The 26,286-nt window shown below is 55.1% G+C and carries 22 protein-coding genes; 12 read left to right on the top strand and 10 right to left on the bottom strand.

Translation table 11 applies throughout. The features are described 5' to 3' along the window. Positions 1–6: 6 nt before the first annotated feature. The gene (locus ACH518_RS04420) at positions 7–1,032 is read right to left on the bottom strand and encodes an asparaginase (protein ID WP_445372016.1); all 1,026 of its coding nucleotides are present in this window, start codon (positions 1,030–1,032) and stop codon (positions 7–9) included. Positions 1,033–1,092: 60 nt separating this feature from the next. Here ACH518_RS04420 and ACH518_RS04415 point away from each other — a divergent pair, with 60 nt between their 5' ends. The 6 genes from ACH518_RS04415 (at position 1,093) to phoU (ending at position 8,457) form a co-directional block, all read left to right on the top strand. Beyond that, complete coding sequence (locus tag ACH518_RS04415; protein WP_445372015.1) at positions 1,093–1,608, top strand: dihydrofolate reductase; 516 nt, start codon at positions 1,093–1,095, stop codon at positions 1,606–1,608. 119 nt (positions 1,609–1,727) lie between these two features. Then, positions 1,728–2,717 (top strand): PstS family phosphate ABC transporter substrate-binding protein, encoded by a 990-nt coding sequence (locus tag ACH518_RS04410; protein ID WP_445372014.1) that lies wholly within the window; start codon positions 1,728–1,730, stop codon positions 2,715–2,717. Positions 2,718–2,932: 215 nt separating this feature from the next. Continuing rightward, on the top strand, positions 2,933–5,215 hold the full coding sequence (locus ACH518_RS04405) for an ABC transporter permease subunit (RefSeq protein WP_445372013.1): 2,283 nt from the start codon (positions 2,933–2,935) through the stop codon (positions 5,213–5,215). Beyond that, positions 5,212–6,864: a phosphate ABC transporter permease PstA gene (gene pstA / locus ACH518_RS04400; protein ID WP_445372012.1), complete on the top strand. Its 1,653-nt coding sequence runs from the start codon at positions 5,212–5,214 to the stop codon at positions 6,862–6,864. Before ACH518_RS04405 ends, pstA begins: the two co-directional genes overlap by 4 nt. A gap of 29 nt (positions 6,865–6,893) precedes the next feature. Beyond that, complete coding sequence (pstB, locus tag ACH518_RS04395) at positions 6,894–7,727, top strand: phosphate ABC transporter ATP-binding protein PstB (protein WP_140911971.1); 834 nt, start codon at positions 6,894–6,896, stop codon at positions 7,725–7,727. Positions 7,728–7,737: 10 nt separating this feature from the next. Then, entirely contained in the window at positions 7,738–8,457 is a 720-nt protein-coding gene (gene phoU, locus ACH518_RS04390) for a phosphate signaling complex protein PhoU (protein ID WP_140911970.1), read from the top strand. Between the two features lie 71 nt (positions 8,458–8,528). Here the strand turns inward: phoU and ACH518_RS04385 are convergent, their stop codons facing one another. The 5 genes from ACH518_RS04385 to ACH518_RS04365 form a co-directional block, all read right to left on the bottom strand. After that, a complete protein-coding gene (locus tag ACH518_RS04385) occupies positions 8,529–10,055 on the bottom strand; it encodes an ATP-binding protein (RefSeq protein ID WP_445372011.1) in 1,527 nt (508 codons plus the stop codon). Positions 10,056–10,057: 2 nt separating this feature from the next. After that, the gene (locus tag ACH518_RS04380; protein WP_445372010.1) at positions 10,058–10,525 is read right to left on the bottom strand and encodes a YfiR family protein; all 468 of its coding nucleotides are present in this window, start codon (positions 10,523–10,525) and stop codon (positions 10,058–10,060) included. A 105-nt stretch (positions 10,526–10,630) separates the two neighbouring features. Next, entirely contained in the window at positions 10,631–12,595 is a 1,965-nt protein-coding gene (locus ACH518_RS04375) for a TonB-dependent receptor plug domain-containing protein (protein WP_445372009.1), read from the bottom strand. Between the two features lie 351 nt (positions 12,596–12,946). Continuing rightward, complete coding sequence (locus tag ACH518_RS04370; RefSeq protein WP_278210074.1) at positions 12,947–13,570, bottom strand: class I SAM-dependent methyltransferase; 624 nt, start codon at positions 13,568–13,570, stop codon at positions 12,947–12,949. Beyond that, the gene (locus ACH518_RS04365; protein ID WP_445372008.1) at positions 13,570–14,523 is read right to left on the bottom strand and encodes a Tim44 domain-containing protein; all 954 of its coding nucleotides are present in this window, start codon (positions 14,521–14,523) and stop codon (positions 13,570–13,572) included. Before ACH518_RS04365 ends, ACH518_RS04370 begins: the two co-directional genes overlap by 1 nt. A gap of 140 nt (positions 14,524–14,663) precedes the next feature. On the opposite strand from ACH518_RS04365, the gene ACH518_RS04360 reads away from it, so the two are divergent. From ACH518_RS04360 to ACH518_RS04335, 6 genes are all read left to right on the top strand, one after another. Next, on the top strand, positions 14,664–15,056 hold the full coding sequence (locus tag ACH518_RS04360; protein WP_445372007.1) for a hypothetical protein: 393 nt from the start codon (positions 14,664–14,666) through the stop codon (positions 15,054–15,056). A 108-nt stretch (positions 15,057–15,164) separates the two neighbouring features. Beyond that, positions 15,165–16,469, top strand: coding sequence for a TolC family protein (locus ACH518_RS04355; protein WP_445372006.1), 1,305 nt, complete (start codon positions 15,165–15,167; stop codon positions 16,467–16,469). Between the two features lie 2 nt (positions 16,470–16,471). Further along, positions 16,472–17,557 carry an efflux RND transporter periplasmic adaptor subunit gene (locus tag ACH518_RS04350; RefSeq protein WP_445372005.1) on the top strand — a complete coding sequence of 362 codons (1,086 nt, stop codon included), beginning with the start codon at positions 16,472–16,474 and terminating at the stop codon, positions 17,555–17,557. Continuing rightward, complete coding sequence (locus tag ACH518_RS04345) at positions 17,557–20,619, top strand: efflux RND transporter permease subunit (protein WP_140911962.1); 3,063 nt, start codon at positions 17,557–17,559, stop codon at positions 20,617–20,619. The genes ACH518_RS04350 and ACH518_RS04345 overlap by 1 nt, the downstream gene beginning before the upstream one ends. Beyond that, the gene (locus ACH518_RS04340; RefSeq protein ID WP_445372004.1) at positions 20,616–20,921 is read left to right on the top strand and encodes a DUF3240 family protein; all 306 of its coding nucleotides are present in this window, start codon (positions 20,616–20,618) and stop codon (positions 20,919–20,921) included. Before ACH518_RS04345 ends, ACH518_RS04340 begins: the two co-directional genes overlap by 4 nt. Before the next feature lie 96 nt (positions 20,922–21,017). Beyond that, entirely contained in the window at positions 21,018–21,725 is a 708-nt protein-coding gene (locus ACH518_RS04335; protein ID WP_140911960.1) for a DUF3240 family protein, read from the top strand. Between the two features lie 125 nt (positions 21,726–21,850). Here ACH518_RS04335 and fdxA read toward each other — a convergent pair whose 3' ends face one another. The 4 genes from fdxA to hda form a co-directional block, all read right to left on the bottom strand. Beyond that, positions 21,851–22,174, bottom strand: coding sequence for a ferredoxin FdxA (gene fdxA / locus ACH518_RS04330; protein ID WP_140911959.1), 324 nt, complete (start codon positions 22,172–22,174; stop codon positions 21,851–21,853). A gap of 149 nt (positions 22,175–22,323) precedes the next feature. Continuing rightward, the gene (fusA, locus tag ACH518_RS04325) at positions 22,324–24,435 is read right to left on the bottom strand and encodes an elongation factor G (protein ID WP_278210081.1); all 2,112 of its coding nucleotides are present in this window, start codon (positions 24,433–24,435) and stop codon (positions 22,324–22,326) included. Positions 24,436–24,655: 220 nt separating this feature from the next. Further along, on the bottom strand, positions 24,656–25,594 hold the full coding sequence (locus ACH518_RS04320; protein ID WP_445372003.1) for a ketopantoate reductase family protein: 939 nt from the start codon (positions 25,592–25,594) through the stop codon (positions 24,656–24,658). Then, a complete protein-coding gene (hda, locus tag ACH518_RS04315; protein WP_445372002.1) occupies positions 25,591–26,283 on the bottom strand; it encodes a DnaA regulatory inactivator Hda in 693 nt (230 codons plus the stop codon). Before hda ends, ACH518_RS04320 begins: the two co-directional genes overlap by 4 nt. Between the last annotated feature and the right edge of the window lie 3 nt (positions 26,284–26,286).

Raw genomic sequence — 26,286 nt, 5'->3', positions numbered from 1 at the left:
TTTATTTCAGGCAGGCTGGACATGTTCGTAAGCCAGATCCAGCCGTAAAAACTCCGATACTTGCTCAGACTCGGTAAAATTGCCGAGCGCCAACAGTAGTTTGGCGTAAGCCGCCTCTAAACTCATATTCCAGACCATCTCCGCCCCGGCAGCGATCAAATCGCTGGTCGAGGCATAAGCGCTTTCCGATCGTAAGGCCGGAGCCAAATAAACTTTCCGGTCTTTTTCCCGGCATTTGCGGATAAATGCGACCAAGCTGAATCGGTCGCCAGCGCTATTGGATGCGCAGGCCGTGCCGGAATGGTATAGGTCGTGCAGCACCACATCGAATCCTTCGGGATTGAACGCGGTGTAGTCGAGACCCGGATAGGGCCTTACCAACAGAATTCGCGCCGAAAAATCGGGTTTCAAGTTGGCCGATTGACGGCTTGAGCTATCCGGCTGCGCCAGCGTTTCGAACCGTCCGTCACTGAAGCGCATAAACGGCTGCGATTGGATGCTGATGAAGTCGCTACTTAACGGCAGGCAGGACGAGAGCCGGGTTGCCAGATGAACTTGCTGATCCTGTCCGGGATTGCGGTACGGAACGTATACCCCAGGTTGACCACCGCGCCGGATGAACTCCACCGCGCAGCAAAAATTGGCTAAACCGTTGGCCTGCGGACTGTCCAGTGGCAAATCGCTCGAGACCAGCAACAGCGGAATCGGTAACTTATGGAAATACAGTCCCAATGCCGCGGCGCTAAATGCCAGGGTATCGGTACCGTGGGTAACGATAATGCCGTCGAATTGATTTAGGTCCTCGGCTTCGATTGCCGCAATGATCTGCGGCCAGTGTTGGGTATGCAGGTTTTCGCTGAGGATTCGCAAAGGTTGCTGAGACTTGAACGTTATCGAACCTGCCTCGGGGTAGTGGTCGGCGAACAATGCCAGCAGTTTGAAACCGGCGGCGGCCGACGTGTCGACGATGCTGCCCGTCACTTGCGAACCTATGGTGCCGCCGGTGAACACCAGCAGGATGTTTTTATTCATATTCGGCGTTTCTAGTATCATGTCGGGTTACGGATTGAATCCGCATCTTAAGTATTTGGCATGAAATTATCACTAATTGTGGCAAAGGCCAGCAACAACGCCATTGGTCTGAACGGCCGGATGCCTTGGCATCTCTCCGCTGATTTGAAACGCTTCAAACAAATCACGATGGGCTCGCCGGTGTTGATGGGACGCAAGACCTTCGAGGCCATCGGTAAGGCTTTGCCGGGTCGGGAAAATATCGTCATCAGCCGCAGTGCCGAGTATGAAGCGCCGCAATGTCGGGTGTTTACCGATATCGAGGCTGCGCTCAGAGACTTGGCTGATCGGGACGAGGTATTCGTGATTGGCGGCGCCACCTTGTACCAAGCCTTGCTGCCGGTTGCCGATTACCTTTATTTGACCGAGATTGAGCGCAGCTTTAGCGGCGATACCTTTTTTCCGGATATCGATCGGCGCCAATGGCAGGAACTCAGTCGGGAAGAGATCGAAAACGACAGTCAGGTGGACTTCAGTTACCGTTTTTTGAAATTGCGCCGTGTCGATACGGCCGACCCGGATCGGGTTTTTGGTTAAAACCTCGGTTGCGCTTACAATTCCTTAAGTTTTGTCACAAAACTGTCATATTTGCTTCATAGTATTGTCATGTCACTTTGGCACACTGATCTTGGTTTTAAACATTTTCGAGAAAATATATGAATAAAACATTCAAGCTGAAATCGCTGGTTATGGGATTGGGTATCGCCTCCGCCGCATTGTTGGCCGGCGAGGCCGCGGCTGCCCCCGCAACTTTGGATGCGGCTCTTCCGGAATATTCTGCAGCGAGCGGTATTTCCGGCAACCTGTCCAGCGTCGGCTCTGATACTTTGGCGAACCTGATGACCTTGTGGGCCGAAGAATTCGGCAAAATTTACCCCAACGTCAACATCCAAATTCAAGCGGCGGGTTCTTCAACCGCGCCGCCGGCTCTGACCGAAGGCACATCCAACCTGGGTCCGATGAGCCGGAAAATGAAAGACAACGAAATCGACGATTTCGAAAGCAAATACGGCTATAAACCGACCGCGATTCCGGTTGCGATCGACGCGTTGGCGGTATTCGTCAACAAGGACAACCCAGTCAAAGGCTTAAGCATTCCGCAAGTCGACGCGATCATGTCGTCAACCCGTAAATGCGGCGGCGCCAACGATATTACGACTTGGGGCCAAGCCGGATTGACCGGCGCCTGGGCCAGCCGGCCGATTCAGTTGTACGGCCGTAACTCGGTTTCCGGTACTTACGGTTTCTTCAAGGACGAAGCATTGTGTAAAGGCGATTTCAAAAGCAACGTTAACGAGCAACCCGGTTCCGCATCGGTGGTGCAATCTGTTACCACCTCTGCCAACGGTATCGGTTATTCAGGTATCGGTTACTCCACTTCCGGCGTAAGAGCTGTTGCGCTGTCGCATAAAGACGGCGAAGCCTTTATCGAAGCGACTCCGGAAAATGCCACTTCAGGCGCTTATCCGCTGTCGCGCTTTCTCTACGTCTACGTCAACAAAAAGCCGAACGAACCGTTGGCGCCGCTGGAGAAGGAGTTCATCAAAATGGTGTTGTCCAAAACCGGTCAGCAAGTCGTGATCAAAGACGGCTACATTCCGTTGCCGGCCAAAGCAGTTGAAAAAGCTTTGACTTTAATTCAGTGATTTATCAAGCCAAGGACCGGCCTGATCAGGGACAATTTATGCAGGGACGCTTCAAAGGACTGGCGCGAAAAATCGCCGCCCTTATTTGTAGCCGCCAATCAATTGCGGTTGATCTTGTATAATAACGAAGCCGATAATTGCGTGTAAATTATCGGCTTTTTTGTTTTTGTAAGCATTCCGGTGCGTTTCCCCCGCAAATTTTGTGATGTCCAGTTATGACTGAATCCCGAACCACTCAAAGCAAACCGACGCTGTTTCAAACAGCCACCAGCGATAGTTACCAGCGTTGGCGTTTGGTTAAAGACAAATTAGCGGCGCGGGGAGTGGTGGTCGGCGGGTTGAGTATTATCTTGGCGGTGGTGCTGATTTTCTTTTATTTGTTGTATGTCGTTTTTCCGTTGCTTTTGCCGGCACAGCTCAGGGCTGCCGATAACGGCGGCTATAACGTTCCGGGCTTGGAAATGGGCAAAACGCTGTTCGCGGCCATCGAGGAACAAAACCAGCTTGCGGTCAGATTTACCGATGCCGGCAAAGCGGTTTTTTTCAAAATAGAGAGCGGCGAGATCGTTAGCAGCGAAACCGTAGCGCTGCCGGAAAACGGCCAAATAGCCAGTTTCGCCCATGGCAGCATCGACAAAGGCGTGGTGGCATACGGCTTATCGGATGGCAAGGCGGTGGTGGTCAAACACGAATATAAACTGAGCTATCCGGACGGCAAGCGCCTGATTACGCCTTCACTCAGTTATCCATTGGGCAACCAAGCGCTGACTATTGATAAATCCGGCCAGCCTTTGACCAAAATCACTCTGGCGCTGGCAGACGACCGTAGCACGTTGGTGGCGAAAACGGCCGATAACCGCGTGTTGTTGAGCCGGCTCACTAAAAAGGAGTCGATGTTTGATGACGAAGTGACGTTGGAAGCCAGCGATACCTTATTGGACGTGGCCGGCGACGACATCGAATTCCTGCTGCTCGATAAAGAACAGCGCAATCTGTATTTAGCCAGCCGCCAAAGCATCACCGTCGTCGATGTCAGCGACGCCTCGGCGCCGGTGGTCAAGCACAAGTTGAATCTGGTCGAGAACGGTCAGGAAATTTCCAGTATGGAATTCTTGAACGGCGAAAACTCGTTGTTGGTTGGCGATTCCAAGGGCGAACTGGCGCAATGGTCCTTGGTCCGTAACGACCAGAACTACGTCAACATGCAAAAACTGCGCAGCTTCAAGTTGGCCGACAACCCTATCGTAGCGGTTAGCGCCGAACAGCGCCGCCGCGGCATGTTGGCGATCGATAACGCGGGACAATTGGCGGTATACAACTCGACGGCCGAGCGTGAGTTAGTCAATACCAAATTACTGCAGTCCGCGCCGCAGGTGTTGGCCTTATCTCCAAAAGCCGATTATTTTTTGGTGGAAGACGCTAGCGGCAAAGTGCTGAGTTGGCGCCTGGAAAACGAGCATCCGGAGATTTCGCTGAAATCGCTCTGGGGCAAAGTCTGGTACGAAAGTTATCCGAAGCCCGACTACATTTGGCAATCTTCGTCGGCCAGCAACGATTTCGAACCGAAAATGAGCCTGACGCCGCTGGTGTTCGGCACCTTGAAGGCTTCGTTTTACGCGATGCTGATGGGAATTCCGCTGGCTTTGTTCGGCGCGATCTACACCGGTTATTTCATGGCGCCGCGGGTGCGGCAGTACGTGAAGCCCGGTATCGAGATCATGGGCGCATTACCGACCGTGATTTTGGGTTTTCTGGCCGGCTTATGGCTGGCGCCGTTCGTCGAATCCCATCTCGCCGGAATTTTCGCGATGTTGATGGTGGTGCCGCTGTCGGTGATGGTATTCGCTTACCTGTGGCAGCAGGTTCCGGAACCGACTCGTCTTAAAATCCCTGACGGGTGGGACGCCATCGTTTTAGTACCGGTCGTGATCTTCGGCGCCTGGTTGGCTTTTGAACTGGCGCCCAGCTTCGAAGCCTGGTTTTTCCACGGCGATTTGCGAGTCTGGATGCGCGAGGAATTCGGTATCGGTTACGACCAGCGCAATACGCTGGTGGTCGGATTGGCCATGGGCTTTGCCGTGATTCCGATGATTTTTTCGATCGCCGAAGACGCTATTTTTAGCGTACCGAAACATTTGACCACCGGGTCGCTGGCGTTGGGGGCGACGCCGTGGCAAACGATGACCAAAGTCGTGCTACTGACCGCCAGTCCCGGTATTTTCTCCGCGGTGATGATCGGCTTCGGCCGGGCAGTGGGTGAAACCATGATCGTGCTGATGGCCACCGGCAACACACCGGTAATGGATTTGAGTATTTTTCAGGGATTGCGCACTTTGTCCGCCAATATCGCGGTGGAAATGCCGGAATCGGAAGTCAACAGTACCCATTACCGGGTGTTGTTTTTAGCGGCGCTGGTATTGTTCGTGTTCACCTTCGTCGTCAATACGCTGGCCGAATTGGTTCGGCAAAATCTCAGACAGAAATACAGTTCACTATGATCAAAGAATGGTTTAAAAGCGGTTCGCCTTGGATTTGGTTGACTGCCGGCGCGGTGACGATCAACCTGGTATTGGTTGTCGGGCTATTGTTATTGATTGCGTTACGCGGCTTGGGTCATTTTTGGCCGGCCGACATCGTCGAGTACCAATACGAGGACCAAAACGGCCGTTCGACCATCATCGGCGAACAGGTCGACACCTCGCTGTTGCCGGCCGCGCAGGCCAAAGCTGCCGGTCATCAGGTACTGAACGGCGCCGAGTATCTGGAGCAATTTCTGGTTAAAACCGGTAACCGCGATATTTTGGGCAGCGATTTCCGCTGGATTCAGCAACAGTACATCAAACAGAAAGCCGAGCCCGCGGATTTGATTAGCGTCGAACGCCGCGAATGGGGTAACTTCTACGGTAGGCTGAAGGCGGTCAAGGAAGACGGCAACATCATCGCCGAAGGTGAAGCCGCGCTGGCCGTTGCCCAGGAAAAATTGGCGGCCGCGTTGGAATTGCACGAACAGATCGACGTGTTGCAGGACAAGGACGTCGGTGCGATCAATTACGGTCTGGAGCGCTTGCGCTTGAAACAGCGCGCCCTGGAATTGAAAGGAGAATGGAACGACGACCGCGCTCAAGAGTTCGCCGCCCAGAAACAGGCTTACCAACAACAGTACCAGGAAATTCAGGCCCAGTTGGCCAAGCTGAACAAGGAAATGAAGCGCGCCAGTTTGGTCGCGGTCGAGGCCGGCGGCCGGGAAATCAATTTGCCGCTGCACCGCATCGTCAAACTGACTCAACCCAATGCGATGAGCGGTCTGGATAAAATGGTCGAGTACGTCAGCAACTTCGTCACCTTCGTCAGCGACGAGCCGCGCGAAGCCAACACCGAAGGTGGCATATTTCCGGCGATATTCGGTACCGTGCTGATGGTGCTGCTGATGGCGGTGGTGGTGACGCCGTTCGGCGTCATCGCCGCGGTTTATTTGCGCGAATATGCCAAGCAGGGTTTCGTGACCCGGATTATCCGGATCGCCGTCAACAATCTGGCCGGCGTGCCGTCCATCGTTTACGGCGTATTTGGCCTCGGCTTTTTCGTTTACATCATCGGCGGCAACATCGACCGCCTGTTTTTTCCGGAAGCCGCGCCGGCCCCGGTGTTCGGTACGCCCGGCCTGCTATGGGCCTCGCTGACGCTGGCCTTGATGACTTTGCCGGTCGTCATCGTTGCCACTGAAGAAGGTTTGTCGCGGATTCCGAAATCGATACGCGAAGGTAGTCTGGCACTGGGTGCGACCAAGGCCGAGACCTTGTGGCGTACCGTGTTGCCGATGGCGAGCCCGGCGATCATGACCGGCTTGATTCTGGCCGTGGCCCGCGCCGCCGGCGAAGTGGCGCCATTGATGCTGGTCGGCGTCGTTAAACTGGCCCCCACCTTGCCGCTGGACGGTAATTTCCCTTATTTGCATCTGGACCGTAAATTCATGCATTTGGGCTTCCATATCTACGACGTCGGCTTTCAGAGCCCGAACGTCGAGGCGGCGCGGCCCCTGGTGTATGCCACCTCACTGCTTTTGGTGATGGTCATCGTCGGCCTGAACATGTTCGCCATCACCATCCGCAATAACCTGCGCGAAAAATATCGTGCGCTGGAAAATTAATATCGCTCGCTTATCCGGAACCTTGGATTATGACCACAGCCCAAACCAAAACTCACGCCATCGATATCAGCGCGTTGAATCGAGACGACCGTAACGCGTCCGAAAAGACCGAAACCTGTATCAAGGTGGAAGACCTGAATCTGTTCTACGGCCAGAAGCAGGCCTTGCATAGCGTCAATATGGAAATGCCGCGCCGGAAAGTCACGGCCTACATTGGTCCTAGCGGCTGCGGCAAATCGACACTGCTGCGCTGTATCAACCGAATGAACGACTTGGTGGACGGCGTCAGCATCCAGGGCAAAATTCTGTTGGACGGGGAAGATATCTACGACAAGTCGGTTAACGTCGCCGCTTTACGGCGCCGGGTCGGCATGGTGTTTCAAAAGCCGAACCCGTTTCCGAAGACGATCTACGAGAACGTGGCCTACGGCTTACGGATTCAGGGCATTAACGACCGCCACATTCTCGACGAGGTGGTCGAAAAATCCCTGCGCGGCGCGGCGTTGTGGGACGAGGTGAAAAACCGGTTGAACGACAATGCGTTGGGTATGTCCGGCGGCCAGCAGCAGCGGCTGGTGATTGCCCGTGCCATTGCGATCGAGCCGGAAGTGATCCTGCTCGACGAACCGGCATCGGCGCTGGATCCCATATCTACCCTGAAGATCGAAGAACTGATCAACGAATTGAAAGAAAAATACACGATCGTTATCGTCACCCATAACATGCAACAGGCGGCACGGGTGTCTGACTACACCGCCTTCATGTACATGGGCGAATTGATCGAATTTGGCGAAACCAGCGAGTTGTTTACCAACCCGGCAAAAAAACAAACTGAAGATTACATTACCGGCAGGTACGGTTAGGAGGTAAACAATGGATAACAGCAAAATCAAACAACACATCTCCCGCCAATTCAATGAGGAGATGGAGGACATCCGCAACAAAGTCCTGTCGATGGGCGGATTAGTCGAGCAACAAGTGGACTTGGCGACCAAGGCCTTCATGGGTTACGACATGGAGAATGCCGAAAAAGTGGTACAGCAGGACCAACAAGTCAACGATATGGAAAAAGACATCGACCACGAATGCACCGAAATCATGGCCAAGCGTCAGCCGGCTGCCTTCGATTTGCGGATGTTGATCGCGACGATCAAGATCATCACCGATCTGGAACGGATTGGCGACGAAGCGGCGCGGATCGCCAAAATGACGATGCGTCTGGAAGGGGCCGACTATTACCAGGACAAATACTACGAGATCGAGCATTTGCTGAATCTGGTCAAAGAAATGTTGAACGGCGCGTTGGACGCCTACGCCCGCAACGACGTCGAAGAAGTGATTGCGATTACCGAGCAGGACGCCAAGGTGGACCGCGAATACACCAGTATCACCCGCCAGTTGATTACGCAAATGATGGAAAATCCGCGCAATATCACCCGCGCCTTGGATATGTTGTGGGCCGCCCGGGCGCTGGAACGCATCGGCGATCACGCTTGCAACGTCTGCGAACAGGTGATCTACATGGTCAAAGGCAAGGATGTGCGGCATATGAGCCGGGAAGAACTGGAGCGAACCGTCAACGCCGTACGTTGATTTCGCCGGACCTATCGGGCGATCGTGCCGCCCGATAGGGTTAAGCACTGAGGATTGACCACAGCCACTGGTTAATGCCCCGGTTCCCCAGCCCCGAACTCAGTCGCGCGGTTTAATACCAGGGTAAATTTGCTGCCTTGACCCAGTCGGCTTTCCACTTCCAATTCCCCGCCCATCAATTCGGCCATGTGCTTGGTCAGTAACAGGCCGATGCCGGTACCTTCGATCAAATCCTGGTCGTGGTGGAAGCGGCTGAACGGTTGAAACAGCAGGTCGAATTGCTCAGGGGCAATGCCTGCTCCGCTGTCTGCCACCCAAATCCGCAGCCGCTGCTTTTCAAGTTCCATACCTAATGTAATTTGACCCTGCGGCCGATTGTATTTCACTGCGTTCGAGAGCAGGTTCAACAAACATTGTTTCAAGCGCACCCGGTCGGCCGCAGCCCAAATCTCCTGGTCCGGGACTCGACTGGTAATTTGAATTCCGCGCGCTTCGGCTTGCCGGCGAATTAAGTCCAAACATTCGGCGACCAAAGGCCGGCAGGCGACGCTGGTAATATTCAGCGTCAATTTGCCGCTCTCGACCGCGGCCAAATCCAGCAATTCGCTGACCAAGTCCAGCAGATGTAGACCGGCATCAAGGATGTGGCGAGTGGAATCCTGCTGTTCGGCGTTCAACGGGTGTTCGGAATCGCCAGCCAACAGCTGGCTAAATCCGATTACTGCATTCAACGGGGTGCGAAATTCGTGACTCATCCGCGAGAGGAATTCGGTTTTGGCGCGGCTGGCTCGTTCCGCCTCCCACTTTGCCTGGGATAGGTTGACGATTAGCGCGTTTTTGTTGTGTTCCTGCCGTTCCAGTTTGTCTAGCATCGAGTTAAAGGTGTTGATCAAAACCCCGGTTTCGTCCTTACTCTCCACCTGCAGACGGGCATCGAACGTGTTGTCGCGGCTGATCTGTTCGATGTTGGCGGTCAATTGCAGCAAGGGCCGGCTGATTTTCGCGCCCAGCCAGCGGGCTTGAAGCACCGCGATTAAGATCGCCAATGCCATGGCCCCCAATGCTTCTAACACGGTATAGCGGAAACTTTGTTGCAATGCCGCAAGCGACAGATGCAGCGCGACGAAGCCGATCCGGCGCTGGTCGACCCTGACCGGAACGACCAATTCCAGCGTGTCGCTACTGAAAGCGTGGTCTTTGCCTTGCTGCAGGTATTGGTCAAATTGACGGCGGAATTGGTCCTGTAATCCGGAATCCGCTTGCTGCCGGCCCGCTGCGGCCTTGTTATGGTAGGCGGCGAACAATTGGCGATCCTCGGTAAACAGGTATGCGTCCAGAACGTCGGTTTTTTCTTTCAGTGCCGACAGAATTTCCTCGGCCGTGTTCGGATCACGGTAGACGATCGCTGCCGACACATTGCTGGCGAGCATTTTCGACAGTACCCGGCTTTGTTCCAACAGCTTCAATTTCTGGTGGCGGTAATCGGTACTCAAAAACAACAACAGCGTAAGTAATGCCGTCAATAAGGCCGTGAACGCGGCGATCGCGAAGATTTTGCGGCGGATGGAGCCGGAGGAGAACAAGGCGCCGATTGCCATGATTATTCGGCAATCCGGGAACTGCGCAACAGCTTGGAACTGACCGAGAGCCGGGCGCGCGAAACGTTTTGCAAATGAATGACCGGTTGAATCCTCCGGTCTTCTGTCGTCAGGCGCACCATGCCGCCGCGTTGGTCGAAGTCGGGAATATCGCTCACGGTCAAAACCGGAAATGAGTGGATATAGTCCAGCGTGGTCGCCAGGACCCGCTCCTGTTGCACCGGAATAAACACGATATGGCATTCGTGCAACTGTTCGGGTAACGGATCGATCAGTAGCCGGATCGGCCGGTCATGTACTTTTTCGCCATCGATTAATCGCGACAGAATTGCGGTAACCGGGGTGTTGGCATAGCTGCAAAACAAAAATTCGGGGGCGGCCGGCTCCGGCCAGGTAATGAAGTAGGCAAAGTTATAAAGATATGCGGCCTTCAATTCGGTTTCGTTGAATTGCTGAGCCGGACTCGGCATAGAAAATGTGCAGACGATTGCGCTCAAAATCAGCAATGCAATCCGCCGCATGAATGCGGTCGCGGGATGGCTTGGTAATATAAGGCGATTCGATGGCAGTCGCATTCAGAAGCGCAATGTGGCTTTGAGATAATAATTGCGTTCCATTTGGCTGCTCAGCACCGGGTTATCCTGCGGCGGAATGAACTCCAGATGGCGATTGTCCAGCAGATTCTGGACGCCAGCGGCGAGTTCCAGATGCAGGCTGGGTTGCCAGCCCAGCCGCAAATCCAACCTATGATAGGCAGGAACGCCGTTGGCGAGTCTATCCGTATAGTACCAGTGACTGTCGAATTCCAACTGGTTGGGCAAATTGATGTAAGCGCTCAGATTGAAGCGCTGGCGTGGGCTGTTGCCTTCGGCGATGGCGGCAGCGCTATCCAAGCTTTGCGGATCTTTGTGGATAGCCATACCGAACAAGCTATAACTGCCTTGCAGGCGCCAAAACTCGGAGGCACGCCAATTCAGCGCGGTTTCCCAGCCGTAGGTTTCCCCTTGGGCCATATTGGCGATTTGGTACGGGATTAATATGCCGCCTACGCCAATGATCGGAGTCTGAGGCTCGGTTGTGCTCAGGCGGGCGTAATCGCAGTAGAACAGTGTCGTGTCCAGATTGAACGAACGGTTGGGGAAGAAGCGGTAACCCAGTTCGTAACTGAGCGCCGTTTCGGACTTGAAGCTGTCGCCGCCACGGATGTTGGTTGTCACGCCGGGGGCGAAGTTGTACAGCAAGTTCAGGTCGTGCTCGACCCGGGACGGTACTCTTACCGCCCGGGAAACCGCCGCCCAAACGCTGTGTTGCTGATCCGGACTCCATAATAGCCGTGCAGTTGGTTGCAGTTCGAAGCCGGTAAAGTCGTTATGCTCGAGTTTGCCGCCGTAAATCAGCCGCCAAGCGTCGCCGAACGGCCGCCACTCGTCTTGGGCGAAGAGGTTGAACAGGTGTAAGTCGCGCCGGGCTTGATCGAATGTTAACAGTGCCAGTTTTTGCGTGAGTTGATCGCTGTTGAATCGGTAGCCGGCTCCCCAGGTCGGAGCATGGCTATGCCAATGGAAGCTGTGTTGCACATCGAAATCGAAGGTGTCGCGGCGGTGATCCAGACGCATTTGTTGGCGGGTGGCGTGATCGAAATAACTGCGGATCTGTACGCGGTTACCGTTGGCCAAGGTGCGTTGCCAGCGTAGCAGCAGATTGCCGCCCTGCTTTTGCATCCGGTCGGGCATTGCGGCGTCGGCGCCAGTTAAGGTTTGTTGCATGGTGCCGTTGAAATAGTCGCCCTGCAACGTCAGGGTTTCCTGAGCATTCGGAGTCCAGTCGCTTCTGAAGCCGGCGCGGCCCAGATCCAAGTTGTCGGAAGCTTTGCTGCCGTCGCTGAAATGAAAGTCGTCCCGGTGGTTGTATTTGCCGTAAACCCGATAATGCAGATCCGGGTTGAGTTGGCCGCCGTAACGCAATGTGCCGAACCCCGGCTCTTCCTGCGAGGCGCCGGCAGATACCAGTGTTCCCTGCGATTCCTGCGCAGTACGGGTCACGATGTTGATCACGCCGTTAACGGCATTCGACCCCCACATCGTTGCGCCGGGGCCGCGAATCACTTCGATGCGATCTATGTCCTCTAAAGGATAATCCTGTTCGTTCCAATACACACCGGAATTGAATGGATCGTAAACGGTGCGGCCGTCCACCATGACCAGCAATTTGTTGGCGAAAGCCCCATTGAAGCCGCGGCTGGTAATAGCCCACTGGTTGGCGTCGACCCGCGCCACTTCCAGGCCGGGAACTTTGCGCAGAATTTCAGGAATCGATTGCATACCGGAGCGCCGGATTTCCTCGTTACTGATTACGTAGGCTGCAGCGGCGGCCTCTTGCAGCGTTTGCTGGCTCTTGGCTGCCAGCGAAACCGTGGTGGCAGTCAACTCCTGCAGCGATAAGGTTTTCAGCCGGTCCAGCGACTCGTCGCCGGCGTGTCCCTGCCGGGTTTGGCTAAAGGCGGCACATAGCAATAGAATCGAGCGTATGTCCCCAATCATCTTCGCGCAATTCGCCATAGCCGGTAAATTCGATTAAAAGCCCAAACGCATTTTAGACGGCGACGTTCAAAGCGCAACCGTGCCTGACGGTTTCGCAACGGCCGTTGCCAAATTCGAGGCCTTAGCATAAGCGTTTGCCGGGACTAACTCCGACTAAGCGCAGCGCCGGGCGGGCCAAACCGCGAAACGCTTAAGCTGGGGAGGCTGAACCCGTTATTTGGCAGCGTCTGCTGGGAACTGGGCAATCCGGGTGTTATAAAAACCCGGCAACCTGGCACTTGGCGGACTGATCGATTTCGCTAGATTGGCGGAATCTAGCGGCTTGGATGTTCCGGCGCCAAGCCAGGACAGCTATTTTACGGCCCGGATCAGTTTGATCATGTCGCTGCTGGCCGGGTCGATGTAAACGTTCCGAAACGGGCAGGCTTGCACGTTTTTCAGCGTTTCCCGGTTGATATTGGCGCCCAGGGTTCTGACGATCAGCGGATTCAGCAGATTCATCATGAACGCCATGTAGCGGTTGGAACTGAGTACGTGTTCCAGTAACAGAACCTGCCCGCCCGGTTTGCAGACCCGATACAGTTCTTTTAAGCCGCGGCGAGGTTTCGGCACCGAGCAGAATACAAAGCTGGCGATCACCGTATCGAAGCTGTTGTCAGCGTAATCCAGCGCCTGGACATCCATCTGCGTCAGATCGACGGCGATTTGCTGGCGTTGGCGTTTGCGTTGCGCTTGTTCCAGCATCTTCGGGCTGAAGTCGATGCCGGTGATTCGGGCGCCGTCCGGATAAAACCCAAAATTCTTTCCGGTGCCGACACCCACTTCCAATATGTGGTTGCCGCCGGCCTGCGACCATAGTTTTTTACGCAGGCGGCGAAACAGCAAGCCTTCGAGAATGCCTTCCAGGCTGTCAAACCAAGGTGCCAGCCTGTCGTAGCGCCGCTTGATCTGCTCGCTGTTCGCCGCAACCATCATTACTCCTCGATTTGTTGGATACCGTCCAGGAACCAACGGGTTTGGCTGCTGTTTTTGGGTTTGACGAAGTGCCAGACTTCGCGAACGCTTTCGGGCTGGCCGCCATTTTCGCGGATCAGGCTTTCGAACAGTACCGCGGCTTCCTGCTCGGTACCGGCTTCGCGCGCTTCAAGCAACTCCGCCTTCAACGACAATATCTCGGTTCGGTTCGACTCGCCGGACGCCTGCAATTGCTGCTGAATTTCGGCGAAGACTTTATCGGTGGTCAAGCCCCGAATCTCAGCCAGATCGCGGTTGTCCCAGGCGGCTTGCAGATAACGATAGGCTTTTTCGGCACCGTTCAGGAACGCTGCTTGGTCGAATCCTGCCGGCAAAGCGCTTGCCGGGGCTGCGGTTTGGAAGCCGTTGCCGCCGCCCGTTTTATTGTTACCGAACAACACGTCGGTATTGAAACCGGCCGGACCGTTGTTTCCGGTTTGATTTTCCCGGTAATACTGAGGCTCCCGCCGGCTATCGGCTTGGCTGAAAGCGCCGCTGGCTGCAGTCTGCTGGCCGGCCTTGGAGGCAAACAAGCGATACAACAGAAATGCGATGCCGGCGAATACCAGCATATCCATCAGGTTCAAGCCTTCAAACGCGCCGCCAAAAAACAGCGAGCCTAACAGCCCCCCCAGGGCCAAGCCGCCGAGCATACCCATCATACCGCCGCGGCCGGCCCAACTTTGGCGCGCGGCCTGGTTTTGCGCGGCTGCCTGCGTTTGGCTGGCCGAACGCGCGGTTTGGTTGCCCAAGTCGTTCGGCGTTGTAGAACGTTGGTACGGAGCGCTGTAGCTCGGACGGCTGCCAAAGGATTTGCCGCCGCCCATGCGTTTGGCTTGGGCTTCTTGGATGCCGCCCAGGGTCAAGGCCAATGCAATGAATATCGTTGCCAAAATGCCAATTTTTCTGTTCATAGCTTTTCGCCTAATGTGAGTAAATGTTTGCTTATATTCAGGGTAGAATCGCGCTTTTCAAGTAGAATAGCGTTTCGCACGGCCCGGTACAACCGCGGTTTGGCCGAACGCGCGAGTTCACAGACATTCTTAGAACGTAAATGGTTGCATATCTGCGTCAATTTCTGGTCGTGCTACTGGTGCTGCTGCAGACAGCCGCGCCGTTGGTGCATGCCCATGTCGGCGGTGACGCCGGGGACTGCGGCATCCATCTGCATGGACTGGAGAGTTTGCAGAGCGAGCCGGATCAGTGGAGCTTGCCAGACAACCGGCATGAATTGCATCAGCAAGCGGCCGTTGTCAGTGTCGGTTCCGCCATCAAACTGCAAATGATGCGCGAACGGTTGGTGCCGCTTGGATTCCTGTTGCCGTCTGTTGCCGAGCCAAAATTTTACCCACCAGTCCGACCACCTTTTTACCGATCTCTCGTTTCGCCACCGCCCACAGCGCCCCTTCTCGCCGATAACGCTTCCCGCGCTCCCCCTGGCTGCTGAGGCGGGGAAACCAGGCGTAAACCGTCAGCCTTTGCCTGTACCGCTCGACCTGCCGCTGCGTCAATGCCGGCGACAGATTTGCCATCTATCAATTTTTTGGAGCGAGATATGACCGTATACCGTCATATTCAATATGGATTACCTGTTTTACTGTTAGCTACCCTGCCTTGCGTAGCGCAAACCGAAGAGAGTGAAAGCCCGGCGCCACACAGTGCAATGGCGGCGGACAAGCTGATTGTCGAACATATGGACCCGATCGACACGGATCCGTCCCTTAGCCTGTCCGGCTTGGTCGAACTGACCTTGGAAAAGTATCCGGACCGCCTGATAAGCGAAGCGTTGACTCAAGAAGCGGATGCTTTGACCGAGCGCAGCGACGCCTGGGTGGCGGGGTCGACGGCGCTGGCTCTGGACTACTTCGACGACCGGGTTGCGGCTGACCGCGGCGCGCGCGAGATGTCGGCCAAAGTCGAAGTCACCACCTGGAGTTGGGGTCAGCGCGACGCCGGCCAAGCCGTGGCCGAGCGGGCCGGTTTATCGGCGCAAAAGCAGTCGGCGGCGGTTAAATTGGAGGTGACGCGTCTGGTGCGGGAAGCATTGTGGAATATGGAGGTCGCCAACATCGGCTTGCAACAGGCGCAGAACGCTTTGTCGGTGTCCGAGCAATTGATGAAAAAAGTCGAGCGGCGGGTTGAGCTGGGCGATTTGCCCCGCGCCGATCTGTTACTGGCCAAAGGGGAGTATTTGCAGAACCGCGGATTGGTGACCCAGGCCGAAGCGGAAGTCATGCACAGCCGTAAAGCCTATTCCAGCCTGACGACGTTGGCACGGGTTCCGGCCAATTATCTGGAACGGCAAAGCGAGCTGAAAAGCATTATGCCGAGCCACCCGGTCCTGGAAGCGGTTAATGCCGTGATCGAACGTAAACGCGCCGAGGTGGAATGGATCAAAACTACGGATCCGATCAATCAGCCGAAGTTGAATATCGGCGCCAAGAGTACCCGGGATGGCCGCGACGGCCAGAATATCGAAAGTGCCGGAGTCGGCGTGGTGATGTTGTTCGGCGGCGATGCCTATAACGCGCCGGAGATCGCCAAGGCCAATCTGGAACTGAACAACGCCATGGCGCAGCGCGAACATTTATACCGCCAGCTGGAAAAGAATCTGCACGAGGCGGAACATGCGCTGGAGGTGACGCGGGCGGAATTGGCGATTGCCAACGAATTGAAGCAAATCGCCGAAACCCATTTGAAAATGACCGAAGTCAGCTTTTCGGCCGGCGAAATCAACTTGCTGGATCTGATCAAAATTCAGGCCCGGAGCCTGGAAGCGGTACGCAATGCCAAATTGCAGGAAGTGAAGTTGCAGCGCAATATCGCGTTTTATAACCAAGCGCTCGGAGTGCAGCCGTGAGAATGCCGGCCACACTGTTTTTATCGCTGTTGGCTGCCTCCGCCTTGGCGCAGGATGCGCAAATTCGGATGAGTCGGCAACAGATCGAGAATCTGGATATCAAAACCGCGCCGTTGGTTGCCAGTTCCAGCGTGCCGTTATTTTACGCGCCCGGAAAAGTCGTAACGCCGGCCGACCGCGAAGCGCTGGTCAGCAGCAGCCAGCCCGGTCTGGTGACGCATTTGGTGGCGAATATCGGCGACAGCGTACGCAAGGGCCAGGTTCTAGCCCAATTGCGCAGTCCCGAGCTGGTTGGCTTGCAACAGGGATATTTGGCTGCTGCCAGCGAGCTGAATTTGTCCGGGTTGGAGCGCAACCGGGACCAGAAATTGTTGCAGGAAGGGGTTATCGCCGAACGGCGCTGGCAGGAGACCCAAACCCAGTATCAAAGCAAAGTGGCGCGCGCCGACGAGGCTAAGCAATTGTTGGTGCTTGCCGGCATGTCTGACGCAGAGATTAAAACGTTGGCGCACACACGTAAACTGGACGATCGTTTGTCGATTCGGGCGCCGATCGACGGTGTGGTGTTGCAGCGTATGGTCAATCTGGGCGCGCGGCTGGATATCCAGGCCCCCCTATTCCGTATCGCCGATCTATCCGAATTATGGCTGGAAATCAGTATCCCGCAGGAACGCCTGATCACGGTCAAGGTGGGGGATCGGGTCCGGTTGGAGTCGAGCGATGTGTCGGCAACCATCAGCCTGTTGGGGCAAAGCGTTAACGCGGACAATCAAACGGTATCGGCGCGGGCCGTGGTGGACGGCAAGCCGCAAAGTTTGCGGCTTGGGCAAAACGTCAATGTACAAATCCTGCAACACGGTGCGACGACCGGCTTTACTGTGCCGAATTCGGCCTTGTCGCAAAACGAGGGCCGTAGTTACGTGTTCGTGCGTAACGATGACGGCTTTGCTGTGATCGAGGTCAGCGTCAATGGCAAGCAAGGTGACGAGTCACTGATCAGCGGCGCGCTGACCGGCAACGAACAAATCGCCGTCAAAGGCGCGGTGGCGTTGAAAGCCAATTGGTTGGGTTTGGGGAGCGATGAATAATGGCGGCATTGATTCGCTTTGCCCTGACCCAGCGCTTGTTGGTGTTATTAGGCGTACTGCTGTTGATGGGCGGTGGCATTTATGCCTTTAAACAACTGCCGATCGATGCTTTTCCCGAGGTGTCGCCGACTCAGGTCAAGGTGATTGTCAAAGCTAACGGTATGACGCCGGAAGAGGTCGAAGCCCGGATCACCGCGCCGATCGAGGTGGAGTTGCTGGGAATTCCGCATCAAACCATGCTGCGTTCGCTGGCTAAATACGCGATTACCGACATCACCCTGGACTTCGAGGAAGGCACCGATATTTACTGGGCCCGGCAGCAGGTGGCGGAACGCCTGAATGCCATGTGGGGCAATTTGCCGGACGGGGTACAGGGCGGGATCGCGCCGATGACGACGCCGTTGGGCGAGATGTTCATGTTCGCGATCGAAGGCGGCGATCTTGATTTGATGCAGCGCCGGGAGTTGCTGGATTGGACCATCCGTCCGGCCTTGCGCACCGTCAAAGGCGTGGCCGACGTCAATGCCTTGGGCGGCTTGGTGCGCAGTTTCGAAGTGGTGCCGGACAACGTCAGAATGGCGGCGCGTAATATCGGCATCGAGCAATTGATGGCGGCTTTGGAAAAAAATAACCGTAACGATGGCGCCGGTAGGTTGACCGAAGGTGAAGAAGCGCTGATCGTCCGCGCCGACGGCCGCATCAAAAACGAACAGGATGTGAAATCGATCGTCGTGGAACAGCATGACGGCATGCCGGTGCGGGTGGAAGATATTGCCGAGGTGCGGATTGGAGCGTTGACCCGATACGGCGCGGTCAGTAAGGACGGCAGCGGTGAAGTGGTCACCGCGGTGGTGTTGGGCTTGCGCGGAGCCAATGCCAGATTGACCATCGAACAATTGGAACAGAAGCTGGCGCAGTTGCAGCCCAGTTTGCCCGAGGGTGTACATATCAATGTGTTCTATAACCGCGGAGTATTGGTGGCCAAAGCGGTAAACACCGTTGCCAAAGCTTTGGCCGAGGCCATCGTGCTGGTGGTCGTGTTGTTGATTTTGTTTCTGGGCGATATGCGTGCGGCGTTGACCGTGGCTTTGGCGCTACCGTTGGCGGCGTTGGCGACCTTCATCATGATGAATGTGTTCGGCATGTCGGCCAATTTGATGAGTCTGGGCGGCTTGGCGATTGCGATCGGGATGCTGGTCGACGGTGCGGTGGTCGTGGTCGAGAACGTCATCAGCCAGCTTGCGGACCACCGCAAGGCCGAGCGCCTGCCGCGTTTACATATGATTTACCGGGCTAGCCGCGAAGTGGCGCTACCGGTGACTTCAGGCATTTTGATCATCGTCATCGTGTTTCTGCCGCTGCTGACCTTGCAAGGCTTGGAGGGCAAGTTATTCGGGCCGGTGGCGATGACCATCGTATTTGCTTTGAGCGGTTCGCTGGTATTGTCGTTGACGGTAATTCCGGTGCTGGCTTCGCTGTTGCTGAAGCAAGTTTCTCACGAGGAGCCTTGGTTGCCGCGCCAATTGCTGCGGTGGTATCAGCCGGTATTGGCCTGGTGTTTGAGTAACACTAGGAAAGTGTTCATCGGTGCCGGCGCCATGCTGGTGTTAAGTTTGATCGCGTTTACCCGGATCGGCAGTACCTTCATGCCGACGTTGGACGAAGGCGATATCATCGTTCAATTGGAAAAGTTGCCGTCGATAACTTTGCAGGATTCGGTTGCGCTCGATGGCCGGGTCCAAAAAAACATTCGCGAGCATATTCCCGAGGTTGCCACGGTGGTGTCTCGGGTCGGCGCCGACGAATTGGGTTTGGACCCGATGAGTCTGAACGATACCGACACGTTCCTGATCTTGAAGCCGAAGTCGGAATGGCGGATGGACAGCAAAGAGGCTTTGATCGACGACATCCGCAAGATCATGGTCCACACTCCAGGCATTGCGTTCGGTTTTACCCAGCCTATCGAAATGCGGGTTTCGGAAATGCTGACCGGCACCCGTGGCGATGTAGCGGTTAAATTGTTCGGCGCCGATTTGGATACATTGAACCGCAAGGCGGAGCAAATCGAAGCGGTGTTGAAGACCATTCCCGGTGCCAGCGACGTGTTTACCCGCAAGAACGAGGGCATGCAGTTTTTGCAGGTCAATATCGACCGGCAGGCTGCCGGTCGGTTCGGCTTGGATACCAATGGCATCGAAACCCTATTGCGCGCGCAAATCGAAGGTGTGCAACTCGGCATCGTCCAAGAAGGTGTCAAACGCACACCGTTGTTGTTGCGCGGGGCCAGCAACACCGCCAATTTCGATAATCTGCAACTGACTTTGCCCGACGGCGGCCATGTGCCGATTACGGCAGTGGCAAAGATTCAGCCGGTGGAAGGTGTGGTTTCGATAGACCGGGAAAAAGGCCAACGCTTCGTCGTGATTCGCAGTAACGTGGAAGGCCGCGATCTGGTCGGTTTTGTCGATGAGGCGCGCAAAGCCGTCGCGGAACGGGTCAAGTTACCGCACGGTTTCCATGTCGAATTCGGAGGCCAGTTCGAAAATCAGCAGCGAGCATCGGCGCGCTTGAGTCTGGTGATTCCGTTGTCGCTGGGCTTGATCTTTCTATTGTTGTTTTCCACCTTCGGTTCGATTCGGCAAGCGGTGCTGGTGTTGTCGAACATCCCGCTGGCTCTGATCGGCGGAGTGTTCGGCTTGTGGTTATCCGGCGAATATCTATCGGTGCCGGCATCGGTAGGCTTTATTGCCTTGCTGGGTATCGCCGTATTGAACGGCGTGGTTATGGTCAGTTATTTCAACCAATTGTGCGCCACCGGCATGGACATCGCTCGCGTCGTCGTCGTGGGTTCCGCGCGGCGGTTGCGACCGGTCTTAATGACCGCCAGTATCGCCGCCTTCGGTTTGATTCCGCTGTTGTTCGCCTCCGGCCCCGGCTCGGAAATCCAGCGGCCGTTGGCGATTGTGGTGACCGGCGGCTTGTTGTCGTCCACATTATTGACACTGATATTGCTGCCGATCCTTTATAAGTTGTTCGGCCGTAACCCGGAACTTAAACCATGAACCGCGATGCTTTTATTCTGACCGTGACTGCGCCGCCTACTTTGGAAGACGCTTTAGTCGACTGTCTGCTGGCGTTGGAATGGCAACAGGGATTTTCCAGTTATCCGGCCAATGTCCATGACTACAACGCCCGAGGTTTGTCGTTGGCGGAACAGGTCGCCGGGCACCAGCGCAAGCTCCGCTTTCAAATGTATGTCGAGAAGCAGCATGCCCCCGCATTGTTGGCTAGACTTAAGCATGAATTTGCCGGCTCCGGATTGCAATACTGGTTGGTGCCGGCAATCGAACAGGGCGTAATTTAAGCATAAAGCATGCATAAACCGGCAGGGAGTGCTAAAGTTCTTCGACGGCCATTGATTGTTGTGAAATGAGCTAATTTTCATGCCACATTACGAGTTATGAACATTTTTTTGCGCAGAATTCCCGCCAATACCCGGCATATAGAAATTTCCGAATTCGTGGCGCCAGCGCTGAATAACGGTTTTTTCAGAAAGTCGGGACGAATCGTGGATGTGGAGATACTGGCGCTGCAAGATACTCGGGTCGGCACTATCGAATATCACGGCTTGGTAACACTGGATTCGGAAGTCACTGTGCAACGGGTCGTCAAGGCCTTAAAGAACCGGCGATTTAACGGCCGTATGGTGGTGGTCAGGCCTTACTACCACCGCAGTTGGTACAACGATCCCCGCCAAAATCAGACCGAGATACCGGCCGGTATCGTCGATAAGCGTAAAGGCGATCGCCGCCGCGGCCGCTATTTGCAAGTTATCAAGAACGCTTCTGATCGGTTTAACAGCGAAGACGACTTTTTCAAATCGGTCAACCACCAGCAGTTTTCGATATCTTTTATCGTACCTCCGGATTTGGAGGTGGCGATGATGGAATGTCTGTCGGGCTTCGAAATCGATAGGGATAATTTCGGTGAACACCGGATGACCAAGTTTCTCACTGCGGCCGATGAGAACGAACAGCAAACGGCGCGCTTCCAAATCTACGCCGAAAAAATGGCGATATCGGCTTTGCTGGAAAGGTTGAAAGAAGAGTTTTCCGGCTCAGGCATCCATTACTGGATCATGCCGGTGGTGGAGAAAGGCGAGATTTAAGGCTGCGGCGGATACGATGGTATCGCTGGTTTGGTCGAGCGGCAGCTCAGTGTCGCTACGACAAAGTCGGACCAAAGCCGCGATGTGGGCAGTGGTCCGGATGCTTCTAGAGCGTTAGCGGTTTTTTATTTTTCCAACAAAGCGAACTTGCCGGGTTTGCCGTTCCATTCGTCGGCGTCTGGCATCGCGTCTTTCACTTCCGTAATCAGCGGCCAGACTTTGGCAAGTTCCGCATTCAATGCGGCGAAATGTTCTTGGCCTTCCGGCAATTCGTCTTCGGCATGGATCGCGTTTGCCGGACATTCCGGTTCGCACAGCGTGCAGTCGATGCACTCGTCCGGGTCGATGACCAAGAAGTTGGGCCCTTCGTGAAAGCAGTCCACCGGACAGACGTCAACGCAGTCGGTGAATTTGCATTTAATGCAATTTTCGGTAATTACAAAAGCCATAATGTTCTTCCAAGGTTAGGTACTGGAACAAGTTTCCGTACGTTGCGGAAACTTTATGGTTGAAAATAATCCTGTTTGTGAATCAGGCGGCTAGCGAGCCGGAACCCCAAATCGAACCGGAGGCGCCAAGGCCTCCGGTTCCGGCAAAATTACTTTTCCTTGTTTTTATTGCGTTCGTTGACTTCTTTGATGACTTCGTCAGCGACGTTTTTCGGACAAGGTGCGTAATGCGAGAACTCCATCGAGAACTGGCCGCGGCCGGACGTCATGGTGCGCAAATCGCCGATGTAACCGAACATGTCGCTCAGCGGCACGTCGGCCTTGATGCGAACGCCGGTGACGCCCGGATCTTGCGATTTGATCATGCCGCGGCGGCGGTTCAAGTCGCCGATCACGTCGCCGACGTGAGCTTCCGGAGTAAACACGTCCACTTTCATGATCGGTTCTAGCAATTGCGGTGCGCCTTTCGGGATGGATTGGCGATACGCGGCGCGGGCGGCGATTTCGAAAGCGATGGATGACGAGTCGACCGCGTGGAACGCGCCGTCGGTCAGATTGACTTTGAAGTCCAAGCAAGGGAAGCCCGCCAACACGCCTTTATCGATACTGGCTTTGAAGCCTTTTTCGACGGCCGGCCAGTATTCGCGCGGTACGTTACCACCAACCACGGACGATTCGAATTGGAAGCCGCTGCCGGGTTCGCCGGGTTCGATGATGTAGTTGATTTTCGCGTATTGGCCTGAACCGCCGGATTGTTTTTTGTGGACGTATTCGTCTTCGACGCGTTTGGTAATGGTTTCGCGGTAAGCCACCTGCGGTTTGCCGACGTTAACATCGACGCCGTGGGTCCGTTTCAGGATGTCCACTTTAATGTCCAAGTGCAACTCGCCCATCCCTTTGATGATGGTTTCGCCAGACTCCTGGTCGGTTTCGACGCGGAAAGACGGGTCTTCGGCCACCATTTTGCCGATCGCGATACCCATTTTCTCGTTGCTGCCTTTGTCTTTCGGCGAAATCGCGATCGAGATAACGGGATCAGGGAATACCATCGGTTCCAGCGTGGCCGGTTTGTCGGGATCGCACAGCGTGTGGCCGGTTTGCACGTTTTTCAAACCGATCAGGGCGACGATGTCGCCGGCTTGCGCGGTTTCGATCTCGTTACGGTCGTCGGCGTGCATTTCCACCATCCGGCCTACCCGTTCGGTTTTGCCGGTATAGGTATTCAAAACGGTGTCGCCTTTTTTCAATTTGCCGGAATAAATACGGACAAAGTTCAGCGCGCCGAAGCGGTCGTCCATGATTTTGAACACCAGGCCGCGGAATGGACGCTCCGGATCGACGATCGCGTGTTCGCCGGTTGGGACGCCTTCGATGTCGGTTTCCGGTTGCGGGTTGACTTCGGTCGGATTCGGCAGGTATTCGATGACGCCGTCCAGTACCAATTGCACGCCTTTGTTTTTGAACGAAGAGCCGCAGAAGGTCGGGAAGAAATCCATCGCGATGGTACCTTTACGGATACATTTTTTGATTTCTTCGATGGTCGGCTCTTCGCCTTCCAGATATTTCTCCATGATCTCGTCGTCTTGGTCGGCGACTTGGTCGATCAATTTCGCGCGCCATTCTTCGACTTGCTCGGTCATGTCGGCTGGCACGTCTTGGATTTCGTACTTCAACGGATCGCCGGAGTTGTCCCAGATCCAGGCTTTGCGGGTCAACAGGTCAATCACGCCAATGAAGTTCTCTTCTTCGCCAATCGGCAAGGTCATAACAACCGGTTTCGCGCCCAGGACGTCTTCGACTTGCTTGACGACGCGGTAAAAGTTCGCACCCAGACGGTCCAGTTTGTTGACGTAGATAACACGAGCGACTTTGGAATCGTTCGCGTAACGCCAGTTGGTTTCGGATTGCGGTTCAACGCCGCCCGAGCCGCAGAATACGCCGATACCGCCGTCCAGAACTTTCAAGGAACGATACACTTCGATCGTAAAGTCCACGTGGCCCGGGGTGTCGATGATATTGAAGCGGTGCGCCGGAAATTGGTTGGTGCTGCCCGGCCACATGCAGGTGGTTGCCGCAGACTGAATGGTGATGCCGCGCTCTTGTTCTTGCACCATGAAGTCTGTAGTCGCCGCACCATCGTGTACTTCGCCGATTTTGTGGATTTTTCCGGTCAGCTTCAAAATCCGCTCGGTCGTGGTGGTTTTACCGGCATCGACGTGCGCGAAGATACCGATGTTTCTGTAAAGCGATAGATCAGTCATGGTTTTACTCTAAATATTGAATATAAAAACTCTTTAAACCCCAGCACCATTGCCACGGTCGTTGTGGATCACATAGCTGCTAGCCTAGCGAAGTATGCGGCCGCTCTTCGCTTTGTTAGGTATGAGGCGAAATGCACACGGCTTCTTCAATGACAAGGTCAATGAAAATCTTCACATTCTAACCGAAAAATCAAAAAAAACGGAATGTCAATTGTGTGAATTAATCTGGGGGCCGATTTTCATGGATTTGCAGTTCTCTGAGCTGCATCAATGCATACAGCGACTGCAACCGTGGGCATTCGATGCGGTGGCGTTGCGCTGCGCGAATCGCATTGCCGAGAATGGCTTCCGTTTCTATCGGCCGGCCTTGTTCGAAATCCAGCAGCATGCTGGTTTTGTAAGCTGGCATGTTGCGGGTGCGCTCGAGATTGATGTCGACGGTATCGTCGGCCAAGGGGTGGTCGCAAGCGGCGGCTATCCGGCATACCTCTTCCATCACCTCCCGGACGAAATTTTCCTGGTTCTGCAGGATCGCCTGAGTCGCGAGCCCGCCGGAGAGTACCGATAATGGGTTGAACGGCGCATTCCAGACGCACTTTTGCCAGCGGCTGGCGATAATGTCGTGGCTGATTTCGCAGTCTCCGCCACCGGCAATGAACAAGTCTCGCAGTCTTTCGCTGAGTCCCGCGTCGTCCGGAGTTAGCGCGCCTATGGTCAGTTTGCCGTAGGCCAGATGCCTGATATGGCCGGGCGCTAACCGGTTGCAGCAAATATATGCCAAGCCGCTGATCAACACTCTGTCCGGGAAGGCGGCGAGCAATTCCGCTTCGATATCGACGCCGTTTTGGATGAACGCGATCGCGGTTTTGTCGGACAGGCCGGCGCGGATCAAATTTACGCGGTCGATGTCTGCGACGACCTTGCTGCACAGTATCAGATAATCGGCGCAATCTTTATAGTCGTGCGCCCGGCGCAAGACTTGCGCCGGTTGAAACCGCCATCGGCCCAGCGCATGGCTGTCGATCTGGAAACCTTGGCGGCTTACGGTTTCGTAATCCGAGCGGCAAACGACGCTGACTTCGGCGCCGGATCGGGCTAACAAGGCACCGTAAAAGCCGCCTATGGCCCCGGTGCCGATGATCAGGATTTTGTCGCTCACGCGTTATTGCTCAAAATCTGTTTCAAAAATGGGATGGTCAATTTACGTTGTGCGGCGAGGGTCGCCCGGTCGATTCGGTCCAGCAACAACCACAGGGCGGCCACATCGTGTACGTAGTGATTCAGCAGAAAGCGGCCGACAGTGGGGGGAATGTCGAAGCCGAGAAAATGCGCTTTATGGCTCAAGGCGTCGATCAATTGGTCTTCACGTAATGGCTGAATTTTTAGCGTCAGTCCCCAGCCCATCCGAGTCTTCAGGTCCGGCAATTCGAAGCTTAAATATTTGGGGGGGCAGTCTGCGGCCAGAACCAGCTGGTGATTCGCTTGCCGGTGCGCGTTGTAGAAATTGAAAAAGGCGTGTTCCCAATCCGGATGGTCGGCAATATGCTGGATGTTGTCCAAACATACCAGTTCAAGATGTTCCAAGCCTTCCAACAGGGCCGGATTCGGCAAGCGGCCGGCTGCCAATTCTAAATAAAATGGCTCCTTATTGGTCTTAGTCGCGAGTTGGCAGCACGCTTGCAGCAAATGGCTCTTGCCGCTACCGTTGTCGCCCCACAGAAAAATTTGTTGTTCTGAGCCGCCGGTAGCTAATTTCTGCAGTTGCTCCAGAATTTCGCCGTTGTTTCCAGGGTAATAGCTGTTGAAGGTCTGGTTTGCCTGAAATTCGAACTGTAACGGGACTTGCATCGG

It is taken from the genome of Methylomonas sp. HW2-6, assembly GCF_052474525.1.
The sequence above is the reverse complement of the archived record's forward strand: the minus strand, read 5'-3'. Positions and strand labels throughout refer to the sequence as shown.

Bases quoted from the DNA above. Each gene is read 5' to 3' on its own strand.
- ACH518_RS04375 (WP_445372009.1), bottom strand. From the start codon at position 12,595: ATGATTGGGGACATACGCTCGATTCTATTGCTATGTGCCGCCTTTAGC.
- ACH518_RS04415 (WP_445372015.1), top strand. From the start codon at position 1,093: ATGAAATTATCACTAATTGTGGCAAAGGCCAGCAACAACGCCATTGGT.
- fdxA (WP_140911959.1), bottom strand. From the start codon at position 22,174: ATGGCTTTTGTAATTACCGAAAATTGCATTAAATGCAAATTCACCGAC.
- fusA (WP_278210081.1), bottom strand. From the start codon at position 24,435: ATGACTGATCTATCGCTTTACAGAAACATCGGTATCTTCGCGCACGTC.
- ACH518_RS04420 (WP_445372016.1), bottom strand. From the start codon at position 1,032: ATGAATAAAAACATCCTGCTGGTGTTCACCGGCGGCACCATAGGTTCG.
- ACH518_RS04370 (WP_278210074.1), bottom strand. From the start codon at position 13,570: ATGATGGTTGCGGCGAACAGCGAGCAGATCAAGCGGCGCTACGACAGG.
- ACH518_RS04405 (WP_445372013.1), top strand. From the start codon at position 2,933: ATGACTGAATCCCGAACCACTCAAAGCAAACCGACGCTGTTTCAAACA.
- phoU (WP_140911970.1), top strand. From the start codon at position 7,738: ATGGATAACAGCAAAATCAAACAACACATCTCCCGCCAATTCAATGAG.
- ACH518_RS04380 (WP_445372010.1), bottom strand. From the start codon at position 10,525: ATGCCGAGTCCGGCTCAGCAATTCAACGAAACCGAATTGAAGGCCGCA.
- ACH518_RS04355 (WP_445372006.1), top strand. From the start codon at position 15,165: ATGACCGTATACCGTCATATTCAATATGGATTACCTGTTTTACTGTTA.
- hda (WP_445372002.1), bottom strand. From the start codon at position 26,283: ATGCAAGTCCCGTTACAGTTCGAATTTCAGGCAAACCAGACCTTCAAC.
- ACH518_RS04340 (WP_445372004.1), top strand. From the start codon at position 20,616: ATGAACCGCGATGCTTTTATTCTGACCGTGACTGCGCCGCCTACTTTG.
- ACH518_RS04360 (WP_445372007.1), top strand. From the start codon at position 14,664: ATGGTTGCATATCTGCGTCAATTTCTGGTCGTGCTACTGGTGCTGCTG.
- ACH518_RS04345 (WP_140911962.1), top strand. From the start codon at position 17,557: ATGGCGGCATTGATTCGCTTTGCCCTGACCCAGCGCTTGTTGGTGTTA.
- ACH518_RS04350 (WP_445372005.1), top strand. From the start codon at position 16,472: ATGCCGGCCACACTGTTTTTATCGCTGTTGGCTGCCTCCGCCTTGGCG.
- pstA (WP_445372012.1), top strand. From the start codon at position 5,212: ATGATCAAAGAATGGTTTAAAAGCGGTTCGCCTTGGATTTGGTTGACT.
- pstB (WP_140911971.1), top strand. From the start codon at position 6,894: ATGACCACAGCCCAAACCAAAACTCACGCCATCGATATCAGCGCGTTG.
- ACH518_RS04410 (WP_445372014.1), top strand. From the start codon at position 1,728: ATGAATAAAACATTCAAGCTGAAATCGCTGGTTATGGGATTGGGTATC.
- ACH518_RS04385 (WP_445372011.1), bottom strand. From the start codon at position 10,055: ATGGCAATCGGCGCCTTGTTCTCCTCCGGCTCCATCCGCCGCAAAATC.
- ACH518_RS04335 (WP_140911960.1), top strand. From the start codon at position 21,018: ATGAACATTTTTTTGCGCAGAATTCCCGCCAATACCCGGCATATAGAA.
- ACH518_RS04365 (WP_445372008.1), bottom strand. From the start codon at position 14,523: ATGAACAGAAAAATTGGCATTTTGGCAACGATATTCATTGCATTGGCC.